Here is a 16,568-nt window from a genome sequence, read left to right as displayed (position 1 = left end):
CGTGGGTACCGCAAGGGGACTCGTGCAAGGAGGTTCACCACCATGGCAACCGACAGGCTGACGGACCGCTGGCCGTCGCGATGGCCCGTGCAACTGGTCCCGAAAACTCGTTGGGCGCGGCAACAACCGACGTACCGCGAGGCCTCCCCCGCGGTCATCGAGGGTGCGGTCAAACGAGCCTCGACACGTGCCAGCGGCAACTGGTTCGTCTTCGCCGCGAGCCGTTCGGTAACCAGCTCAACGCCCCTCGGTGCCGACGTGGGCGGTATCGAACTCGTGGCCTGGCGCCGCGAGGACGGCAGCCTGGTGGTCGGTCCCGGCGCGTGCCCGCATCTGGGCGCACCGCTGGCACTGGCGAAGGTGGATTGCGGCACGCTGGTCTGCCGTTGGCATGGCCTGCGGGTGGGCAGCGGCACCGGGCGTACCGGCTGGGACGAACTACCCAGCTATGACGACGGCGTTCTTTGCTGGGTGCGGCTGGACCAGCTCGGCGGCGAAACCCCCACCGACGTACCGCCCGTGCCGGAGCGTCCGGCCGGTCCGGCACTGGACGCGGTCGCCGTACTCACGGGTGCGTGCGAGCCCGTGGACATCGTCGCGAACCGCCTCGACCCTTGGCACGGCGCCTGGTTCCACCCGTACTCGTTCTCCGACCTCGAGGTCGTCAGCGCGCCTACCGAGATACACGTCGCTGAGGCCGACGACAAGTTCTTGGTGAAGGTGACGTTCCGCCTCGGTGGGCCGTTCGGCGTACCGGTCCTGGCCGAATTCACCTGCCCCGGGCCGCGCACGGTGGTCATGCGCATCGTCGAAGGCGAAGGCCTCGGCAGCGTGGTCGAGACTCACGCCACTCCCCTGTCCCCCGCGGCGGACGGTACTCCCCGCACAGCGGTGATCGAGGCCACGGTGGCCGCGTCCGAGCGACCGGGGTTCCAGCTGGCCCGTTCGGCCGGCAGGCTCTTGCGCCCGGCGATGAAGTGGACCGCGGGACGGCTCTGGCGCGACGACCTCGCCTACGCCGAACGCCGCTACCAGCTCCGCTCCCGCGGTCTGTAGGCGCTACTTGCGGCGGAGCGCCTCCGGCTTGTGTACGGCGGTACCGCCGCTTTTTGTACTGCGGACCAGGTACTGCGGTTCCTCCGGCGAGGCGTCTACCGTACGACCGGCCGCCTCGGTGCGCTCGGTGATGCGCTTTTCCACCACGCCTTCGGCCGTACCGCCGTGACTGCTCCACTCGACCTTGTCGCCTTTGCGGAACTCCTTGCTCATCGCTCGTACTCCTTGTCTCTAGAGGGTTTGAGCAGGCGGAGGGCTCTGATTCGGGCGGTCGTGGGCACGGTGCACAGGTCGTGCCCGCGCCGGCCGAACCGCGACAGCAAGAGGTTCGCCGCATGCCAACCGGTAGTCGCGGCACGTTCCATCAGGGCTACGGGCAGGTCGATGCGGATGCCGTCCCCGGCAAGCACCAGCTGCGGATCGGGCGTTTGCACCGTCGGCCGATCGCGGAAGCTGCCCGGCGAGAAGAGTGGGCAGTCGTCACGCCACTGCGACAACGTGCCCACCACCGTCGCAGTCTGGGTCTCCGGATACACCTTGTGCAGAAGGCCTTCCAGCTCCTTGGCCAAAGCGTCGCTGTCCGCCGCCGAGCCCATTTCGGCAGCGTAAGCGTGCAACTCGACCACCGCGCCACCGTGGCGATCCGCCCAGGCGCGAGCCTCGCGCTCATAGCGATTGAGCACGCTGACGTTGTCCAACGCACCCCAACCGCCGGTTCCCAAAAACGCGGGTCGATCGGTGGCCACCGGCTGATCCAGCCACAGCCGGTGCACCAGGAACGGCGGCGCCGAACGTAGGGCGGCAATCCGATCGCGCCAATCCGGCGTACCGAGGCCGGGCGACCACGCGACCAACTTCTGCAACCCTCGCAAATCGGTCGCGAGCACGACCGCATCGACATCGCGATAGGCGCCGGACGATTCGTGCAGCCGGTAGCGCCGGTCACCACCCGGCTCGATCGCGGCGATCGAGGTACCGAGACTCAACCGCGCTCCGGCGTCAGTCAGGTACGTCGCAAGTGGTCCCCAAAGCGCGGCCTCGAACGTGTCATTCGGTACGTCGAACAGCAGGCCCTCCGACGAACCGAGGAAGTACAGGTGGAACATGACGGCAAGCTCCGCGGCTGACAGGTCCTCCGGCCGGGCGAAGAAGCTGCGCGAGAACACCTCGAACGCGAGGTGCCGAGCCGCGGGCGGGAAGTTGATCGACGCCAGGAACGACGCGGCGTCGACGTCATCCAGCAAGTCGTACGTGCCCGGCACCTCGACCCGGGCCAGCGGCAGCGCGGCCTTCGCGTTCAGCCGGAGCAGGTCCCGCCAGTCGAAAGTCGGGCTGCGCAGCGCAAAGGCGATCGCGTTCCAGGGTGGCCGTTGCGGCAGGCCCTCGAACGTGTCGCGACGCCCGAACGCGTCGATCAGCGGGTAGTCGTCCACGCCGACCAGGCGATCCAGGTGCGGGTCCGTCCGGCGCAACAGGCCGCGCAGGTTGTAGTACTGCCGGAAGAACGCGTGGAAACCCCGGCTCATCGTCACCGGTGTCCCATCGGGCAGTTGTTCGGGCCAGGCGCCAACCCGGCCGCCCAGGTAGTGCTCGCGTTCGATCAGCTCGACGTCGATCCCGCGTTCAACCAAGCCCGTCGCGGCGGTGAGCCCGGCGATACCGCCGCCGACGACGGCCACCCGGCGCGGTACCTCCGGATCGGCGGAGGCCGACGGTGGTGGCGGCGCGTGCCGCTCCATCCGGCGATCAACCATCGGCCGGCACCGGGCGAGCCGCGAGGAAGGTGTGCGCGATACCGCGTTGCCAGCCGGTCATGCCAGCGGTTCGTACTTCCGTGAAGCCCGCATCAGCCAGACGTCGTTCGAAGGCGGTTACCCCATCGAACGACCGCACGCTTTGCCACAGATGCCGGTAGAGCTCGCTGGTCCCCGTGACGATGCGCCCGGTCGGAATGATGACCGACCACGCCACCGCGTCCCAGACCAGTCGGGCGCGCGCCGATTCGCTCACCGAGTACTCGTGGACGGCAAGGCGTCCGCCCGGCCGCAGCAGCTCGAACAACCGCCGCAGCTCCACGTCCGGCGTAGCCAGATTCCGGATCAGGTACGCCGCCAGGATCGCGTCGAACGGACCGTCCACCCCAGCGGCTTCAAGGTCTTCCACCCGCGCGTGTACGAACCGCACCGACGGTGGGAACGCCTTGCGCCGCGCCTGTTCGAGCATCTCCCCCGACGCATCCACGGCGGTGATCTCGGCCTCAGGTGCGGCCCGTAGCAGCGCCTTCGTCGACGCGCCAGTGCCGCAACCGACGTCCAGCAAACGCATCCCCGCGCCACGGTTGGGCAGCTGGAGCCGGCTCGCCGACTTCCGTAGCTGCCGGTGGTAGCCGGGGTTGATGCCGACGAGCCGGTCATACCCGGCCGCGGCGGTGTCGAAGGCCGCAGGCACCTCGTGCCGGGGCAGGCCGTCGGTACTGTGTTTACTCATTCAGAACGCCTTTCGCGGTTCGGGTCGTCGTTCGGCCGGCGCTGCTTTTCCCAAGCCAGCAAGGCGGCGGTCACCATCGCGTAGCCGAACGCGAAGTCCTCGATCGGGATGTCCCAGGGGAACCGCACGCCGGTGATGTGGTCCGGCGCGTACAGCACGATCGGCGCGTCGAGTTTGGTGAGCCAGCCGTCCACCGGAACCTGGAAGCCGAGCACGATGGCCATCGAGATCCAGTAGGAGGCCTTACGGAAAAGGCCTGTCCGGAGTACGTAGCGCTCCAGCAGAACCACCAGCACGACGGCGGCGATCGCGGGCACGGTGTAGCCGATCCCCCTCACGAGCGGTCCCCGCTGGCCCGGGCGGCGCGGAAACGCCGTACCCGCTCGAGCATCACTTGCACGGCCTCGTACGTCAGCAGGCCACAGGTCGGAACGACCAGGAAGAACAGCAGCTCCTCCAGCGGCACTTGGAACGGCAAGGTGATGCCGAGCAGGTAACGCGGGTTGTAGCTCCAAATACCCGCCGCGATCGCCACGATGTCCCACACCAGCAGAACCGCCACCGCGGGCGCGAGCGCGAGTAGCCAGCGGCGCGGGCGCCGGTAGACCCGCGCTCCGGCGAGTTCGAGCGGCAGCGTGATCAGTACGCACGCCGCCAGCACCAGCAGGTAGTGCCAGCGATCCATCAGACCGCCTCCCGCTGCCGGGACGCCCCACGGCGAGCCCAGAGCGCCCGGGCGAACGCGGCCGCCGCCACAGTCGCCTTCCGCCTGGTGCCAACGCTGGCCCGGCGCGAGAACACGTCGTACTCCGCGGCCTCGATCCGCTCCAGGATCTCGGAGTACAGGACATAGGCCGTACGAACGCAGGGCCGCGAAACCGGCGCCAGCATGGCGATTCCCGGTTCGGCTCGTCGGTAGATCGCGCGCGTGGTCGCGATCTGGTCGGCGAGCGCCGCCGCGACGCGGGAGTCGGTACGGCGTTGGGCGACGCACCAACCGAGGCGCTCCTGGTCCACGCCGAATGCGGCCAACTCGTCGGAGGGCAGGTAGATCCGGCCACGTTCGTAGTCCTCCGCCACGTCGCGCAGGAAGTTCGTCAGCTGGAAGGCGAGCCCGAGCGCCGCGGCCGCGGGAGCCGCTTCCTCGCGGGTCGTGACGGTGCCGAGCACGGGTAGAACCTGAAGGCCGATCACCTCGGCCGAGCCGCGGGTGTACTTCTCCAGCGCGGCCCGATCGGCATAATCACTGGTCGTCAGGTCCATCCGCATCGAGGTCAGGAAGTCGTCGAAAAGGTCTTCGGTGATCTCGTAGCGATGCGCCGTATCGATCACCGCTGCCAGCAGCGGATCATCGCTGCGGCCATCGCGTAGACCGTCGAACAGGGCCGCCTCGACCGCTCGCAGCGCTGCCTCGATATCGGCCGGCGTGGCACCCTGCGCAGGCTCGTCCACGATGTCGTCCGCGAAGCGCGCGAATCCGTAGAGTGCGTGGATCGCCGGGCGCTGGACGGCCGTCAGCATCCGGGTGGCGAGAAAGTAGGTGCGGCCATGCTCGGCGTTCAGCTCACGGCAACGGGTGTACGCGTGGCGTAACCGTGGTTCGGTGATGCCGGCGGCGTCGAGTTCGGCGGTGCTCATGGCTGACCTCCAGCGATCGTCCCCGAACGGGCAGAGGGTGGTCCGGTAATGCGGTCGGCCGCGAGCCGGCCGGAGATCAATGCCGTTGGTACGCCGACGCCCGGCACGGTTCCACCACCGGCCAGTACGACGTTGCTGGTCCGGCGCGGAAAGTTCCCCGGCCGGAACGGGCCGGTCTGGGCGAAGGTGTGCGACCAGGCGAACGGCGTACCCGCGGACATGTCCTGGCGAGCCCAGTCGGCCGGCGTGATCAGCTTTTGCGCAGTCAGGGTGGCGCCGAGCCCGGGCGCGAGCCGCTGCTCGACCAGCTTCACCAGTTGCTCGGCATAGTCCGCGCCGTCGCGATCCCAGTCCCGCGGGCCGCGCAGCAGGTTCGGTACCGGCGCGAGGATCGAGATCAGGTCGTGCCCCGGTGGCGCCAGCAGTGGATCGGTCGCGGTCGGCCGGGTGATCAGCAACGACGGATCGGCCATCAATTCGCCCTCGTCGATCAGCTCGGAGAACGTCGACCGCCAGGCCGCGCCGAACGAGATGGTGTGATGCGCGAGCTGCGGCCACTTCCCGGTGGTTCCGGCGTGGAGGACGACCGCGGATGGCGCTGCCCGCAGTGGAACGGGCCGACGTGGTTCCGCGCCGAGCAGCCTGTAGCTCACGGGAAGTTCTGTAGTGAGGACAACCGCGTCACACGCGAATCGATCGCCCTCGGCGGTACGAACCGCTCGAACCCTTCGGCCGGTCCGTTCGAGCTCACTAGCCGTACTGCCGTAGTGGAATTTCACCCCGGCATCGACCGCTGCGGCGGCCAAAGCATCCGGCACGGCGCTGATCCCGCCGCGAGGGAAGTAGACCCCTGCGACGGTGTCCATGTAAGTGATGACCGAATACAGCGCGAGGGCCTGTTGCGGCGCCTGGCCGACGTACAGGGATTGGAAGGTGAAGACCCGCCGCAACCGCTCGTCGGTAATGAACCGCGCGATCATCGGGTCGAGCCTGCGGAAGCCGCCCAACGCCACCAGCCGGGCGAGCTTCGGCGACAGCATCGAGAGCGGTGAATCGAAGTTCGACGCGACAAACCGGTCGAACTCGACCTTGTACATCGTCTCCAGCCACTTCCGCAGCCGCCGATAGCCCGCCGCCTGGGCGGGACCAGCGAACTCCGTGATGGCCTGGGCCATCTGCTCCGGATCGCGATGTACGGCGAGGGTGCTGCCATCCGCGAACTGGGCGAGATAAGCCGGGTCCAGCTCGATCAGGTCGAGCGGAGCGGCTCCGACGGCCGCAAGGGTGTCGTCGATGATGCCTGGCATGGTGAGCACGCTCGGACCGGTGTCGAGGTGGTACCCGTCGATCGTGTCGCGGCCCGCACGGCCACCGGGGACCGCTGCGCGTTCGAGGACCGTCACCTTGCGGCCTCTACCCGCCAGGTGCAACGCGGCGGCCAGGCCGGAGAAACCCGCGCCGACCACCACCACCCGATCGGTTCGGCCGGACACCGTGCGCAGGGCCATGTCAGTGATCCCGGTTCGTGCAGCGCCCGGCCAGTAGTACCAGCGCGTCGTACGGCCGGGTCGGTAGTTCCGCCCGGCTCAGCAGCTCGATCGCGGCGTCGACCCGTTCGGCGATGAGCTGCTCGATCCGCGCGTCAGCGCCGGTCGCGACGATCAGCTCCTGCCATCGCCGTACCCACTCGTCGGTTGCGGGGTCCTCCGGTGCGGGCGTACGGCGAGCCAGGTCGGCCATTTCGGCACGCTGGCCTGGACTGGCGAGATCGCGGGCCACCACGAGCAGGGTGGTCGCCTTGCCTTCGCGCAGGTCGTCGCCCAGCGGCTTACCGGTCATTCGCGGCTCACCAAAAACGCCGAGATGGTCGTCGCGAAGCTGGTAGGCCTCCCCCACCATCGAGCCGTACCGCTGCAACGCCCGGGTGGTTCGCCTATCGCAGCCGGCGAGCGCCGCGCCGAGTTCCAACGGCCGCCGGACTGTGTAGTTGCCGGATTTGCGCCGGGCGATATCGAGCACGGTCGCCAGTTCCGGCTCCTGGGTCAGGTCGTTCAGCAGATCGCTGAACTGCCCGACGGCGAGTTCGCTGCGCATCAGGTCGTACACCGGCCAGGCGCGGTCCAAACTCGCCGCGGGGAGATCCGCCTCCCGCAGCATCCGCTCGGCCCATATCAGGCAAAGATCTCCAAGCAGTACGGCGGCCGACCGCCCGAACCGGTCCGAAACCCGACGGTCGCTGGTTGCGGCGCGGGCGGTGTGCCAGTTGGCCAGGCGGACGTGCACGGTTGGACGGCCTCGCCGGGTGGCGGAGTCGTCCATGACGTCGTCCTGAATCAGCGCGAAGGCGTGCAGCAACTCCAGGCCCGCCACCGCCTCGGCGGCCGCGGCCGACTCGGCCTGCCCGCACAACCAGCCGAGATAGGCGAAGGTGGACCGCACATACTTGCCCTCGGCCACGAATTCCGGCAGCACCTCGCGCAGTACGGCGGTCTCCGGCGCGGTGAAGTACTCCGTGCAGCGCTGTCCGGCGTACGCCGACACCGTCGCCTTGGCCGCCGCCACCCGCACGCCGAGCCAATCGATCACGTCGTCGGTCTGGCGCGATCCCACCACCGCGATCGAGCGCGCCGGGCCCTGCCGTGTCACCACCAAGCCATCCGTCAACTTCGCCACCTCCGGGTCCGCCGCACGCTTCGTCCTGCAGTACCCGGCTGTGAACTACCGGACACCTCTGCGATCTTTACACCTCAGTAGACGCCGTGCCTAACTTATGCCTAAGTTTGCGGTAGATCGTCCGGGGTACCCGCGACCAAACGGGACCGGCCCCGGGCAATTCCATGAACGCCGATCGAGGGTGGTGGACCACCGATGGCAGACCAGGACCTCGCGCCCGGACTACGCTGGGCCGACGATCGGCTGGGCCTGGCCAAGCTGGGCCGGAAGAACCTGCGCAAGGTGTTTCCCGACCACTGGTCGTTCATGCTGGGCGAAATCGCGCTGTACAGCTTTCTGATTCTGATCCTGACCGGGATCTTCCTGACCTTGTGGTTCGAGCCGTCCATGGCCGAGACGGAATACCAGGGTTCGTACAGTCTGCTCAAAGGTCTGCACATGTCCGAGGCCTATGAATCGACCCTGCGGATCTCGTTCGACATTCGCGGCGGATTGCTGATGCGGCAGATCCACCACTGGGCGGCGATTTTGTTCACCGCGGCGATGAGCGTGCATTTGCTTCGGGTCTTCTTCACCGGCGCCTTTCGCAAACCCCGCGAGCTGAACTGGCTGATCGGTATCGCGATGCTGTTCCTCGGCATCATCGAGGGCTTCATCGGCTACGGCCTGCCCGACGACCTGCTGTCCGGGACCGGACTACGCATCACCGAGGGCCTGGTGCTCGCCGCACCCGTGGTCGGCACGTACCTCTCGTTCTTCATTTTCGGCGGCGAGTTCCCCGGCGACGACTTCGTCTCTCGCTTCTACACCGTGCACGTGCTGCTGATTCCGGGGATTCTGCTCGCGCTGATCACCGTGCATTTGATCCTGGTCGTCTATCACAAACACACCCAGTTCCCGGGTCCGGGCCGGACTGAGAAGAACGTGGTCGGCTATCCGTTGATGCCGGTCTACCTGGCAAAGGCGGGCGGGTTCTTCTTTGTTGTGTTCGGCGTGCTGGCGATCATGGGCGCACTACTGCAGATCAACCCGGTGTGGCTGTACGGGCCGTACAACCCGGCGGAGGTGACCGCGGGATCGCAGCCCGACTGGTACATGGCCTGGCTCGATGGCGCCGTCCGGCTCATGCCTGGGCTGGAGTCGGAGTTCTGGGGCGTCACGATCAGCTGGAACATCCTCGTCCCGGCCTTGCTGATGCCGCCGCTGTTCATCGGGTTCGTCGCGCTGTACCCGTTCATCGAGCAATGGGTCACCGGCGACAAGCACGAACACCACCTGCTGGACCGGCCCCGGAACCAGCCGACGCGGACCGGTATCGGCGCCGCGATCATCACCTTCTACGGCGTGTTGTGGCTCAACAGCGGCAACGACCTGATCGCGACCCACTTCAACTCGTCCATCAACGCGATCACCTGGGTCTGCCGGATCGGCGTCTTCCTCGGTCCCGCGCTCGCGTTCTGGATCACCCGGCGAATCGCGATCTCGCTGCAACGGGCGGACCGCGAGCGCGTACTGCACGGCCTGGAAACCGGCGTGATCCAGCGCCTGCCGGACGGCCGGTACGTCGAGAAACACGCGCCCATCTCGACGTACGAGGCCTATCAACTCACCGCGCACGACCGGCAAATCCCGATCGAGGCCGGCCCCGAAACCGACCCCAACGGCGTTGACTCGCCACACCGCCGCCGCGACCGGATCCGCGCGCGTATCTCGTCGTTCTACTTCGCCGACGTCGTGCAAAAGCCCACCGCGGCCGAACTCCACCACCCGCACGGACATGACGCCCCCGCGCTCGACTCCCCCATCGGCACACCCCGACTGGAAGAACCGTCCGGCCACCCCGAGGGCGGCCTTCCGGCTAGCGAAGCCAGAAGGCGATAGCCCCCTCAGCCCGCCGCAGCTGGGCAGCGGCGGGCTGAGGGCCGCGTTCTAGCGGCGTCGGCGGAGGGTGAGGGTGGTGGCGACTAGGAGACAGGCGAAGGCGGCGATTGTGGCTGCCAGGAAGGCGGACCGGACGCCTTCGATGAGGTTGGTCGACGGTTCGGCCGCCGGGTTGTGCCGCATCAGGGCGACTGTGGTGCTTATGGCGATGCCGAGGGCTGCGCCGATCTGGAAGACCGAGTTGTTGATGCCGGACGCGAGGCCCGCTTCCTGGCCGTTCACGTTCGACAACGCCGCCACCGCGCCTGCCACCACGGTGGTGCCGATTCCGGAGCCGATCACGACGAGCCCGGGGAACAGGTCCGTCCAATAGTTGCCGTCGGCACTGACCCGGCTGAGCAGGAACGCACCCACTGTCAGCAATCCCGCGCCCACCACACCGACTCGCGCGTAACCGACCTTCGCGATGAGGGCGCCGGCCACGTTGGAGCCGATGATCGACAGGGCGGCGTACACGGCCGTGCTCAGACCGAACCGGGTTGGCGAATAGCCCAGCACCTGCTGCGCGTACACCGACATGTTGTACGCCGCGCCGTACAACGCGATGCACACCAGCAGCGTCATCAGGTTGCCGGCCACGAGAGTGCCGTTGCGGAAGATGCGCGGGGGCACCAGCGGAGCCGCCACCTTGCGCTCGACGGCGACGAAGAGCGCAAGGGCGGCAAGCGCCGCCAGCAGCAGAGCAACCGTGCGGGCGGAGGCCCAGCCGGCATCGGGCCCCGTCACCACGGCGAATACCAGCAGTACGAGCGCGCCCGTGATGGTGACCGCGCCGATCGGGTCCAGCGTCCAGGCCCCTTGGCCGTACGGCGTCTCCCGTAGCAGGCGTGGTCCGGACACGAGCACGAGCAGCGCGATCGGGACGTTGATGAAGAAGATCCACTGCCAGCCGAGACCGTCGGTGATCGAGCCGCCGACCAGCAGGGCGGCGGTGGCACCGAACGCCCCGATGCCACTCCAGATCCCGACCGCGCGGTTACGTTCGGGCCCCTGCTCGAAGGTGGTCATCAGAACCGCCATCGCGGTCGGCGCCATCACCGCCGCGGCGACACCCTGAATCACCCGCGCCACGATCAGCACGCCGCTGGACGTGGCCAGGCCGCAGCCCATCGAGGCGACCAGGAACAGCGCCGTACCGATCAGGAACATCCGGCGGCCGCCGAACAGGTCGGCGGTCCGGCCGCCGAGCAGGAGCAGGCTGCCGAAGGCGAGCAGGTAGCTGCTCATGACCCACTGCGCACCGCCGGCGCCGAGCCCGAGGTCGGCGTCGATCGTGGGCAGTGCGAGCACCACGATCTGGGAGTCGATGATGATCATGAAGTAGGCGGCGCAGAGAATCGCCAGCGCTCGCCAGCGTCGCGGATCGGGCCCGGCCGCCACAGCGACCGGCGCGGAAGTCGTTTTGTCAGACATGGGAATGCAGACCAGCCGCGGCCAGTTGATCTTTCGCATCGGCCGCGGGTTCCGGATGTGGGGCTCGTCACACTGCGGGGAGCGAGATGACCAAGCCCGAACCGGACCACCCGCAGATCGACGCGGCCGAGTTCACGCGGCTCGTCGAGCCGTATCACCGCGAGCTGCTGGCCCACTGCCGTCGCCTGCTCGGTTCGTCGCACGACGCGGAGGACCAGGTCCAGGAAACCTACCTGCGGGCCTGGCGGTCGTACGGCGCCTTCGAGGGCCGATCCACGCTGCGCACCTGGCTCTACCGGATCGCCACCAACACCTGCCGTACGGCGCTGGAGCGGCAGCGGCGCCTACCCGTGCCGTCCGGCTTGAGCGAGGCGGAACCGGCCGACGGACAGCCCGAGCTCTGGCCGTCGCAGGCCGACATCGTCGACCTCGAGGCGCCACCACTGACCGACCCGGCCGAGATCGTCGCCGCCCGGGAACACCGTCGGGAAGCGCTGAATCACGCGTGGCAAGAGCTGTCCCCGCGGCAGCGCCGGGCGCTGATCCTGCGCGACGTGCTGGACGTGCCCGCGACCGAGGTCGCCGACCTCATCGGCACCTCCGGCACCGCGGTGCACACGCTCGTGCACCGCAGCCGGAACCGCCTGGAGCAGAACCGCCCGGCCGACGGCGACACGCCCCGACCGCCTTCTACGCGGACGGCTTCTTTGCGGGCCACGAGCGTGCCGCGGGACAAGTCCGTGGCCGATGACGCGGCACTCGACGAATACGCGACCGCGTTCGAGACCGGGGATGTCGCCGCGCTCTCGTTCGCCCTCACCGAGGACGCCACCTTCAACCGGGCCGCGATGCAGGTTTCCGGGCGCGAGGCCCTGCTCGAACTCGTGGCCCACTGCCCGCTCTTCGGCGAATCCCGCAAGGTCCCCGTCAAGATCCGCGGCAACCACGGCTTCGGCGTGTACCGGCCGGAGGGCGATGACCTCTACCGCGCTTACGCCATCGACGTACTGACCGTCACTCCGGCCGGAATCCGGCGGATCGAGGTCTTCGAGGACCGGACCTTGTTCGCCACCTTCGGCCTGCCGCTCACCGTCGGCCGCGCCAACTCACTCGCCGCACATCCCTAGTCCTACCGCGAGCCGCGCGATCCCGGCAGCGCGACACCCATCATCGAAACGCCGGTCGGCCCGGCACGGGCAGTACAACGGGACTGAACGGGATGTCCCGGAAGACGAGGTCGCAGCTGCGCCGGCGCGAGGCAAACGAGTCGACGTGATCCGCAATCAGGAAAAGCTGCTGGCTGCCGCCGCCGCGGTATTCGTCACCGCCGGGGTGGACGCGCCGAGCCGAACAGCTACGCGCTTGTGATCGCGTAGCTACACAGAGTTCCGAATGTAACGCTCGGCGACCTGCGCCGATTAGCAGGCGAGCGCCAGAGTGGGCGCAGGTCTTCTCTGGGGGTTTTCGTGCGTCCGTTGTTCCGCTTCATGCTGCCCGCTGCGCTCGCGGGCGCGCTGCTGTCTGCCGTACCAGCCGCCGCCACGCCGCTGTCCACCACGACGCCGGCCAGCGCCGCGGCGGCTGAGCGGTCGGTGGCCGAGCGGTCGATGACTGAGCCGTCGGTGACCGTGCTGAGTCCGGTTGCCGACAGCACCATTCCGCTCGGCGAGGTATCGGTGCGGATGGCCGTCGACCTCGCCGGCGAACCCAGCGGCCGGATCGATGTCACGCTTGGGCACTACGTCTCCGGCGCCGCAATCATCGAGGCCGGGACCTGCGATGCCGGCTGCGAGGTGACCGTAGCGCTGACGGTCGGCGAGTGGGACCGCACCGGGCCGGCGCACGGCACGATGATGCTGTCGGCCAAGCTGACCACCGCGTCGGGTCTCCAGACCTTCGGCGGCGGTTCGCTGTACATCACCGGCCCGACCACGATCTCGGATCTGCAGTTCGTCCGCGACGGTCAGCTTTTCCCAGACGGTGTCGCCGATGCCGTGGGCAACTTCCGGGTCAGCGTCGAGGGGGCTCCGGGCGAAGCCGTCGCCGAGCTGAGGCTCATCGACAGCGTCGGCGTCGCCCGGCTCACCGCTTCGGCGCCGTTCTCGGTGAGCCGCGGGCTGAGCAAAGACGCATTGTTCGCGCTCGACCTTTCCGGGCTGCCCGACGGGCTCTACCGAGCCGAGACCCGCGCGCGCAACACCGACGGCTACTACGGCTACGGCCGCTACACCTTCGTCCGTGTCACGCACGCCAATCAGGCCGGCTTCGACCTCGGCGAGGACAAGCCGAAGGTTGTCGGCTGGGCCGGCGTCGGCGGCAGCCTGCAGATTCAGGGTCCGCTGCTCAGCGGCAGCAAGCCGTCGACCGTGACCCTGACCGTGGACGGCGCCACGCGCGAGGTCGCGGTGACTCCGGCGGCCTGGATTCCGCAGAACTGGCAGCAGCCGACCGCCAAGCAAGGAGTCGGCTTCTCCATGCAAGGCCCGGAGCTGACCCTCGGCACGCACCAGGTCGAACTGCGGCTGCTCGACGCCGCCGGGCGCCTGATCGGCAAGCCGACCACCCGAACCGTGCTGGTCTCGGACTTCAAGGCCAAGGCCACCGCGCCCACACTGGTCGTCGGCCGACGGTCCACCGTCACGCTCAGCGCGGACGGCCCGACCGGGCATCCGTTGCAGCGGTGCGACATCGAACTCGCGGCACCGCAGGCGATCGACAACGCGCCGATCGGCCGCTTCTGCACCACGGGCCTCCAGGCCCTCCGGACCACCGCGCCGGTGACGCCGAGGGCCTCGGGCGCCCACAACTTCGGGTTCTCGCTGGACACCGGCGTATACCAGCGGCTCATCGTCCAGCCGGCCACGGTGTACGCCGCCCGCCGCGCCACCGTCACCGCGCCCGCCGTTCGTTACGGGCAGCGCGGTACGGCGAAGGTGGTTGTGCAGGACAACCACAAGCTCGGCGTCTGGTCGGCGGCACCGGCCGGGGTGAACGTCACGCTGCAGCGCCAGGTCGCCGGCAGTACCACGTGGGCGACCGTCGGCTCGGTCAAGACTGTTGCCGGAGGCATCGCTTCGATCCCGTTCACCAGCGTGACCAATGGCAGTTTCCGCGCCGTACTCGCCTCATCCGTTCCGGCGGAAACCGTCGTTACCCCCGCGATCCCCGCCGTGTCCGTGGCCAACGTCGCCTGGCGCAGCGCGCCCACCGCCGCAACGCGCGGCCGGTCGGTCACCTACTCGGTGGTGGCGACGCCGTACGACGCGGGCGCGGTCGCGTATCTGCAGGTTCGTAAGCCCGGGTCGACCGTGTGGACGTCGGTTCGCAGTGTCGTGATTCCCACCAGCACGGTGGCGAACCTGGCCTACGCCTTCCCGGCGACCGGTACCTGGGGCGTGCGGGTGCTGCGCGGAACCACCAAGCAGCACGCGGGTGGTTACTCGAGCGTGGCCGCCGTGGTGGTGAGGTAGGGCAGGCCGGTGCCTGCCCTACCGGTGGTCAGCAGCGGCTTTGGGATAGGCGGATGTATTCGACGGGCGTCCAGTCGTACGAGCCCGAGCCGCCGCCGGCGTTCCAGCACGCCAGTTGGCCGCCACCGGCGTTCAGCGTCCTGGTGGAGGCCGTGCCCGTCTGCCGGTCGGAGATGAGGCCGTAGCCGGTCCAGTTGTACAGGCGGTAGGTGCCGTAGGCGTAGAACTTAAAGTTGAAGTAGCCCTCGTGGTACGGCACAGCCGCGCAGACGTAGCCGCTCGAGCACGACGCGACGTATGTCTCGTAGGTGCGAGACACGGCCGCGGGCGAGGTGTCCGGCACCCCAACCGCGAGCTGCGCCTGCCCGGCGGTCGCGGGTCCAGCCGACGCGGGAACGGCGCCGGCCGGCGCGGGAATGGGCGCGGCGCCGGCCGGCGCGGGAACGGCGCCGGCCGACGTGGGCACGGCCAGGAGGGCGGCCGTTGCGATCGACGCGGCCAGGACGGTGGTGCGCAGTCTCTTGGTCATATCCCCCGGTGCTCCTCATCTTTTTGCGGCCCGAACCGGCCGAACTGCTGCCGATCAGACCACGCGGGTTGGTCCCCCACCAGGCTTTCGACCTCGCTTGAAAGGTTCCTACCGACGGTCGGACGCGACAAACTGCGTCCGACCGTCACCTTTGTTTGGCGACTGGTGCCGTGATCCGGGTCCGGCGGCGAAACCTCCGCAGGACGGTGTCACTGGTTCTGCGGCTCCAAGCGCAGGTCGATCCAGGGCGTGGTTTCGCCTGGCAGGACGTACCGCTCAAGCTCCACGAAGCCTTGCCGCCGAGCGAAACGTAGGCCCTCCGGGTTCGACGAAAGCACCACGGTTTCGATGATTTCGGCGCCCAGTTCCCGGGCCCGGGCGAGCCCACGGGTGTAGAGCGTCGTTCCGATCCCGTGCCCGCGGTAGTCGGCAAGTACGCGCGCGATCACCGTGGCGGCGGGTGATTCGTCCGTCGGCGGCCGCACCGTGCTGCAACCAACAAGGGCTTCGCCGAGATAGGCGACCTCCAGGTGGTGCCGCCTGGATCGATCTCGTACGTCGTCCAGGGACAACAGATGCGTCGGGATGATCGTGTTGTGCACGTGGCGCCACTGTTCGAGCATGGATTCGTTGCCAGGCGCCACTATCCGAAGGACATTCACGGCAGCAGCACAGCCGACAACACCCCCACCGTCAACCACTTTCCCTTTCCCGGCTCGGCCGATCAGTCCAGTTGGGATTGCCAAGCCCGGCCGCTGAGTCAGGCGGGTTGGCGGGCGGCTCGCCAGGTGTCTTCGCGGATGGCGTAGACGAACTGGTTGACCCACTCGCCTTTGTGAAAGGCACTGTGGATCAAGTGGCCTTCGCGGGACATGCCGAGGCGTGCCAGCAGTTGGGCCGAGGCGATGTTGGCGTCGATGCAGACCCCGATGATGCGGTGCAGCCCGAGGTCCTCGAACCCCAGCCGCAGCATCGCGTCCGCGGCCTCGGCCGCCAGCCCGCGACCCTGGTACGCCGGATGCAGGGCGAATCCGACCTCACCCTGGCGATCCGCCGCACTGGCCCACTTGAGCAGTACCTCACCGATCACGGTTCCGGTCTCGCGGTACTCGATGGCCAGCACCAGCCATTGTCCGGGCTCGGTCAGCGCGCCCTGTCCCAGCTTGACCTCCAGCGCGGCGCGGGTCTGCTCCCGATCGCGCAGCGGCCACGGCACATACCGCACGACCTCCGGCAGCGAGTGGAACGCGTAGATGTCATCGAGATCGTCCCGGCGATGCGGCCGAAGATCCAGCCGCTGCGTACGCACCGGGTAGTCCGGCAAAAACCCTTCGCCTGGGTGAGCCTGCGCGGTCATCGGC

At 68.5% G+C, this 16,568-nt stretch carries 16 protein-coding genes; 4 read left to right on the top strand and 12 right to left on the bottom strand.

What is annotated here, in order from left to right:
- Positions 1-42: 42 nt before the first annotated feature.
- Positions 43-1,056 (top strand): Rieske (2Fe-2S) protein, encoded by a 1,014-nt coding sequence (locus ACFFGN_RS20430; protein ID WP_380050004.1) that lies wholly within the window; start codon positions 43-45, stop codon positions 1,054-1,056.
- Between the two features lie 3 nt (positions 1,057-1,059).
- Here ACFFGN_RS20430 and ACFFGN_RS20425 read toward each other — a convergent pair whose 3' ends face one another.
- The 8 genes from ACFFGN_RS20425 to ACFFGN_RS20390 are packed head-to-tail and all read right to left on the bottom strand — an operon-like array spanning position 1,060 to position 7,845.
- The gene (locus ACFFGN_RS20425) at positions 1,060-1,269 is read right to left on the bottom strand and encodes a hypervirulence associated TUDOR domain-containing protein (RefSeq protein WP_380050000.1); all 210 of its coding nucleotides are present in this window, start codon (positions 1,267-1,269) and stop codon (positions 1,060-1,062) included.
- Positions 1,266-2,810, bottom strand: a complete 1,545-nt coding sequence (locus tag ACFFGN_RS20420; RefSeq protein ID WP_380049997.1) for a hydroxysqualene dehydroxylase — start codon at positions 2,808-2,810, stop codon at positions 1,266-1,268. Before ACFFGN_RS20420 ends, ACFFGN_RS20425 begins: the two co-directional genes overlap by 4 nt.
- Positions 2,803-3,543: a class I SAM-dependent methyltransferase gene (locus ACFFGN_RS20415; RefSeq protein WP_380049994.1), complete on the bottom strand. Its 741-nt coding sequence runs from the start codon at positions 3,541-3,543 to the stop codon at positions 2,803-2,805. Before ACFFGN_RS20415 ends, ACFFGN_RS20420 begins: the two co-directional genes overlap by 8 nt.
- Complete coding sequence (locus ACFFGN_RS20410; protein ID WP_380049991.1) at positions 3,540-3,881, bottom strand: lycopene cyclase domain-containing protein; 342 nt, start codon at positions 3,879-3,881, stop codon at positions 3,540-3,542. Before ACFFGN_RS20410 ends, ACFFGN_RS20415 begins: the two co-directional genes overlap by 4 nt.
- The gene (locus ACFFGN_RS20405) at positions 3,878-4,228 is read right to left on the bottom strand and encodes a lycopene cyclase domain-containing protein (RefSeq protein WP_380049988.1); all 351 of its coding nucleotides are present in this window, start codon (positions 4,226-4,228) and stop codon (positions 3,878-3,880) included. The genes ACFFGN_RS20410 and ACFFGN_RS20405 overlap by 4 nt, the downstream gene beginning before the upstream one ends.
- Positions 4,228-5,181 (bottom strand): phytoene/squalene synthase family protein, encoded by a 954-nt coding sequence (locus tag ACFFGN_RS20400; RefSeq protein ID WP_380049986.1) that lies wholly within the window; start codon positions 5,179-5,181, stop codon positions 4,228-4,230. Before ACFFGN_RS20400 ends, ACFFGN_RS20405 begins: the two co-directional genes overlap by 1 nt.
- Positions 5,178-6,689, bottom strand: a complete 1,512-nt coding sequence (gene crtI / locus ACFFGN_RS20395) for a phytoene desaturase family protein (RefSeq protein WP_380049983.1) — start codon at positions 6,687-6,689, stop codon at positions 5,178-5,180. The genes ACFFGN_RS20400 and crtI overlap by 4 nt, the downstream gene beginning before the upstream one ends.
- Position 6,690: 1 nt before the next feature.
- The gene (locus tag ACFFGN_RS20390; protein WP_380049980.1) at positions 6,691-7,845 is read right to left on the bottom strand and encodes a polyprenyl synthetase family protein; all 1,155 of its coding nucleotides are present in this window, start codon (positions 7,843-7,845) and stop codon (positions 6,691-6,693) included.
- 204 nt (positions 7,846-8,049) lie between these two features.
- Here ACFFGN_RS20390 and qcrB point away from each other — a divergent pair, with 204 nt between their 5' ends.
- Positions 8,050-9,735, top strand: coding sequence for a cytochrome bc1 complex cytochrome b subunit (gene qcrB / locus ACFFGN_RS20385; RefSeq protein WP_380049978.1), 1,686 nt, complete (start codon positions 8,050-8,052; stop codon positions 9,733-9,735).
- Positions 9,736-9,783: 48 nt separating this feature from the next.
- Here qcrB and ACFFGN_RS20380 read toward each other — a convergent pair whose 3' ends face one another.
- Positions 9,784-11,208: an MFS transporter gene (locus tag ACFFGN_RS20380; RefSeq protein ID WP_380049975.1), complete on the bottom strand. Its 1,425-nt coding sequence runs from the start codon at positions 11,206-11,208 to the stop codon at positions 9,784-9,786.
- Between the two features lie 86 nt (positions 11,209-11,294).
- Here ACFFGN_RS20380 and ACFFGN_RS20375 point away from each other — a divergent pair, with 86 nt between their 5' ends.
- Both ACFFGN_RS20375 and ACFFGN_RS20370 read left to right on the top strand, forming a co-directional pair.
- Complete coding sequence (locus tag ACFFGN_RS20375; protein WP_380049972.1) at positions 11,295-12,335, top strand: RNA polymerase subunit sigma-70; 1,041 nt, start codon at positions 11,295-11,297, stop codon at positions 12,333-12,335.
- 339 nt (positions 12,336-12,674) lie between these two features.
- The gene (locus ACFFGN_RS20370; RefSeq protein WP_380049970.1) at positions 12,675-14,678 is read left to right on the top strand and encodes a hypothetical protein; all 2,004 of its coding nucleotides are present in this window, start codon (positions 12,675-12,677) and stop codon (positions 14,676-14,678) included.
- Between the two features lie 28 nt (positions 14,679-14,706).
- Here ACFFGN_RS20370 and ACFFGN_RS20365 read toward each other — a convergent pair whose 3' ends face one another.
- The 3 genes from ACFFGN_RS20365 to ACFFGN_RS20355 all read right to left on the bottom strand — a co-directional run bounded on the left by ACFFGN_RS20365 (position 14,707) and on the right by ACFFGN_RS20355 (position 16,564).
- A complete protein-coding gene (locus ACFFGN_RS20365; RefSeq protein WP_380049967.1) occupies positions 14,707-15,207 on the bottom strand; it encodes a hypothetical protein in 501 nt (166 codons plus the stop codon).
- A 209-nt stretch (positions 15,208-15,416) separates the two neighbouring features.
- On the bottom strand, positions 15,417-15,869 hold the full coding sequence (locus tag ACFFGN_RS20360; RefSeq protein ID WP_380049964.1) for a GNAT family N-acetyltransferase: 453 nt from the start codon (positions 15,867-15,869) through the stop codon (positions 15,417-15,419).
- A gap of 98 nt (positions 15,870-15,967) precedes the next feature.
- Positions 15,968-16,564 carry a GNAT family N-acetyltransferase gene (locus ACFFGN_RS20355; protein WP_380049960.1) on the bottom strand — a complete coding sequence of 199 codons (597 nt, stop codon included), beginning with the start codon at positions 16,562-16,564 and terminating at the stop codon, positions 15,968-15,970.
- Positions 16,565-16,568: the final 4 nt, after the last annotated feature.

The organism is Kribbella deserti, assembly GCF_042434725.1.
GTDB lineage: Bacteria > Actinomycetota > Actinomycetes > Propionibacteriales > Kribbellaceae > Kribbella > Kribbella deserti.
Note: the sequence above shows the minus strand (reverse complement) of the source record. Positions and strands in the feature narration are given on the sequence as shown.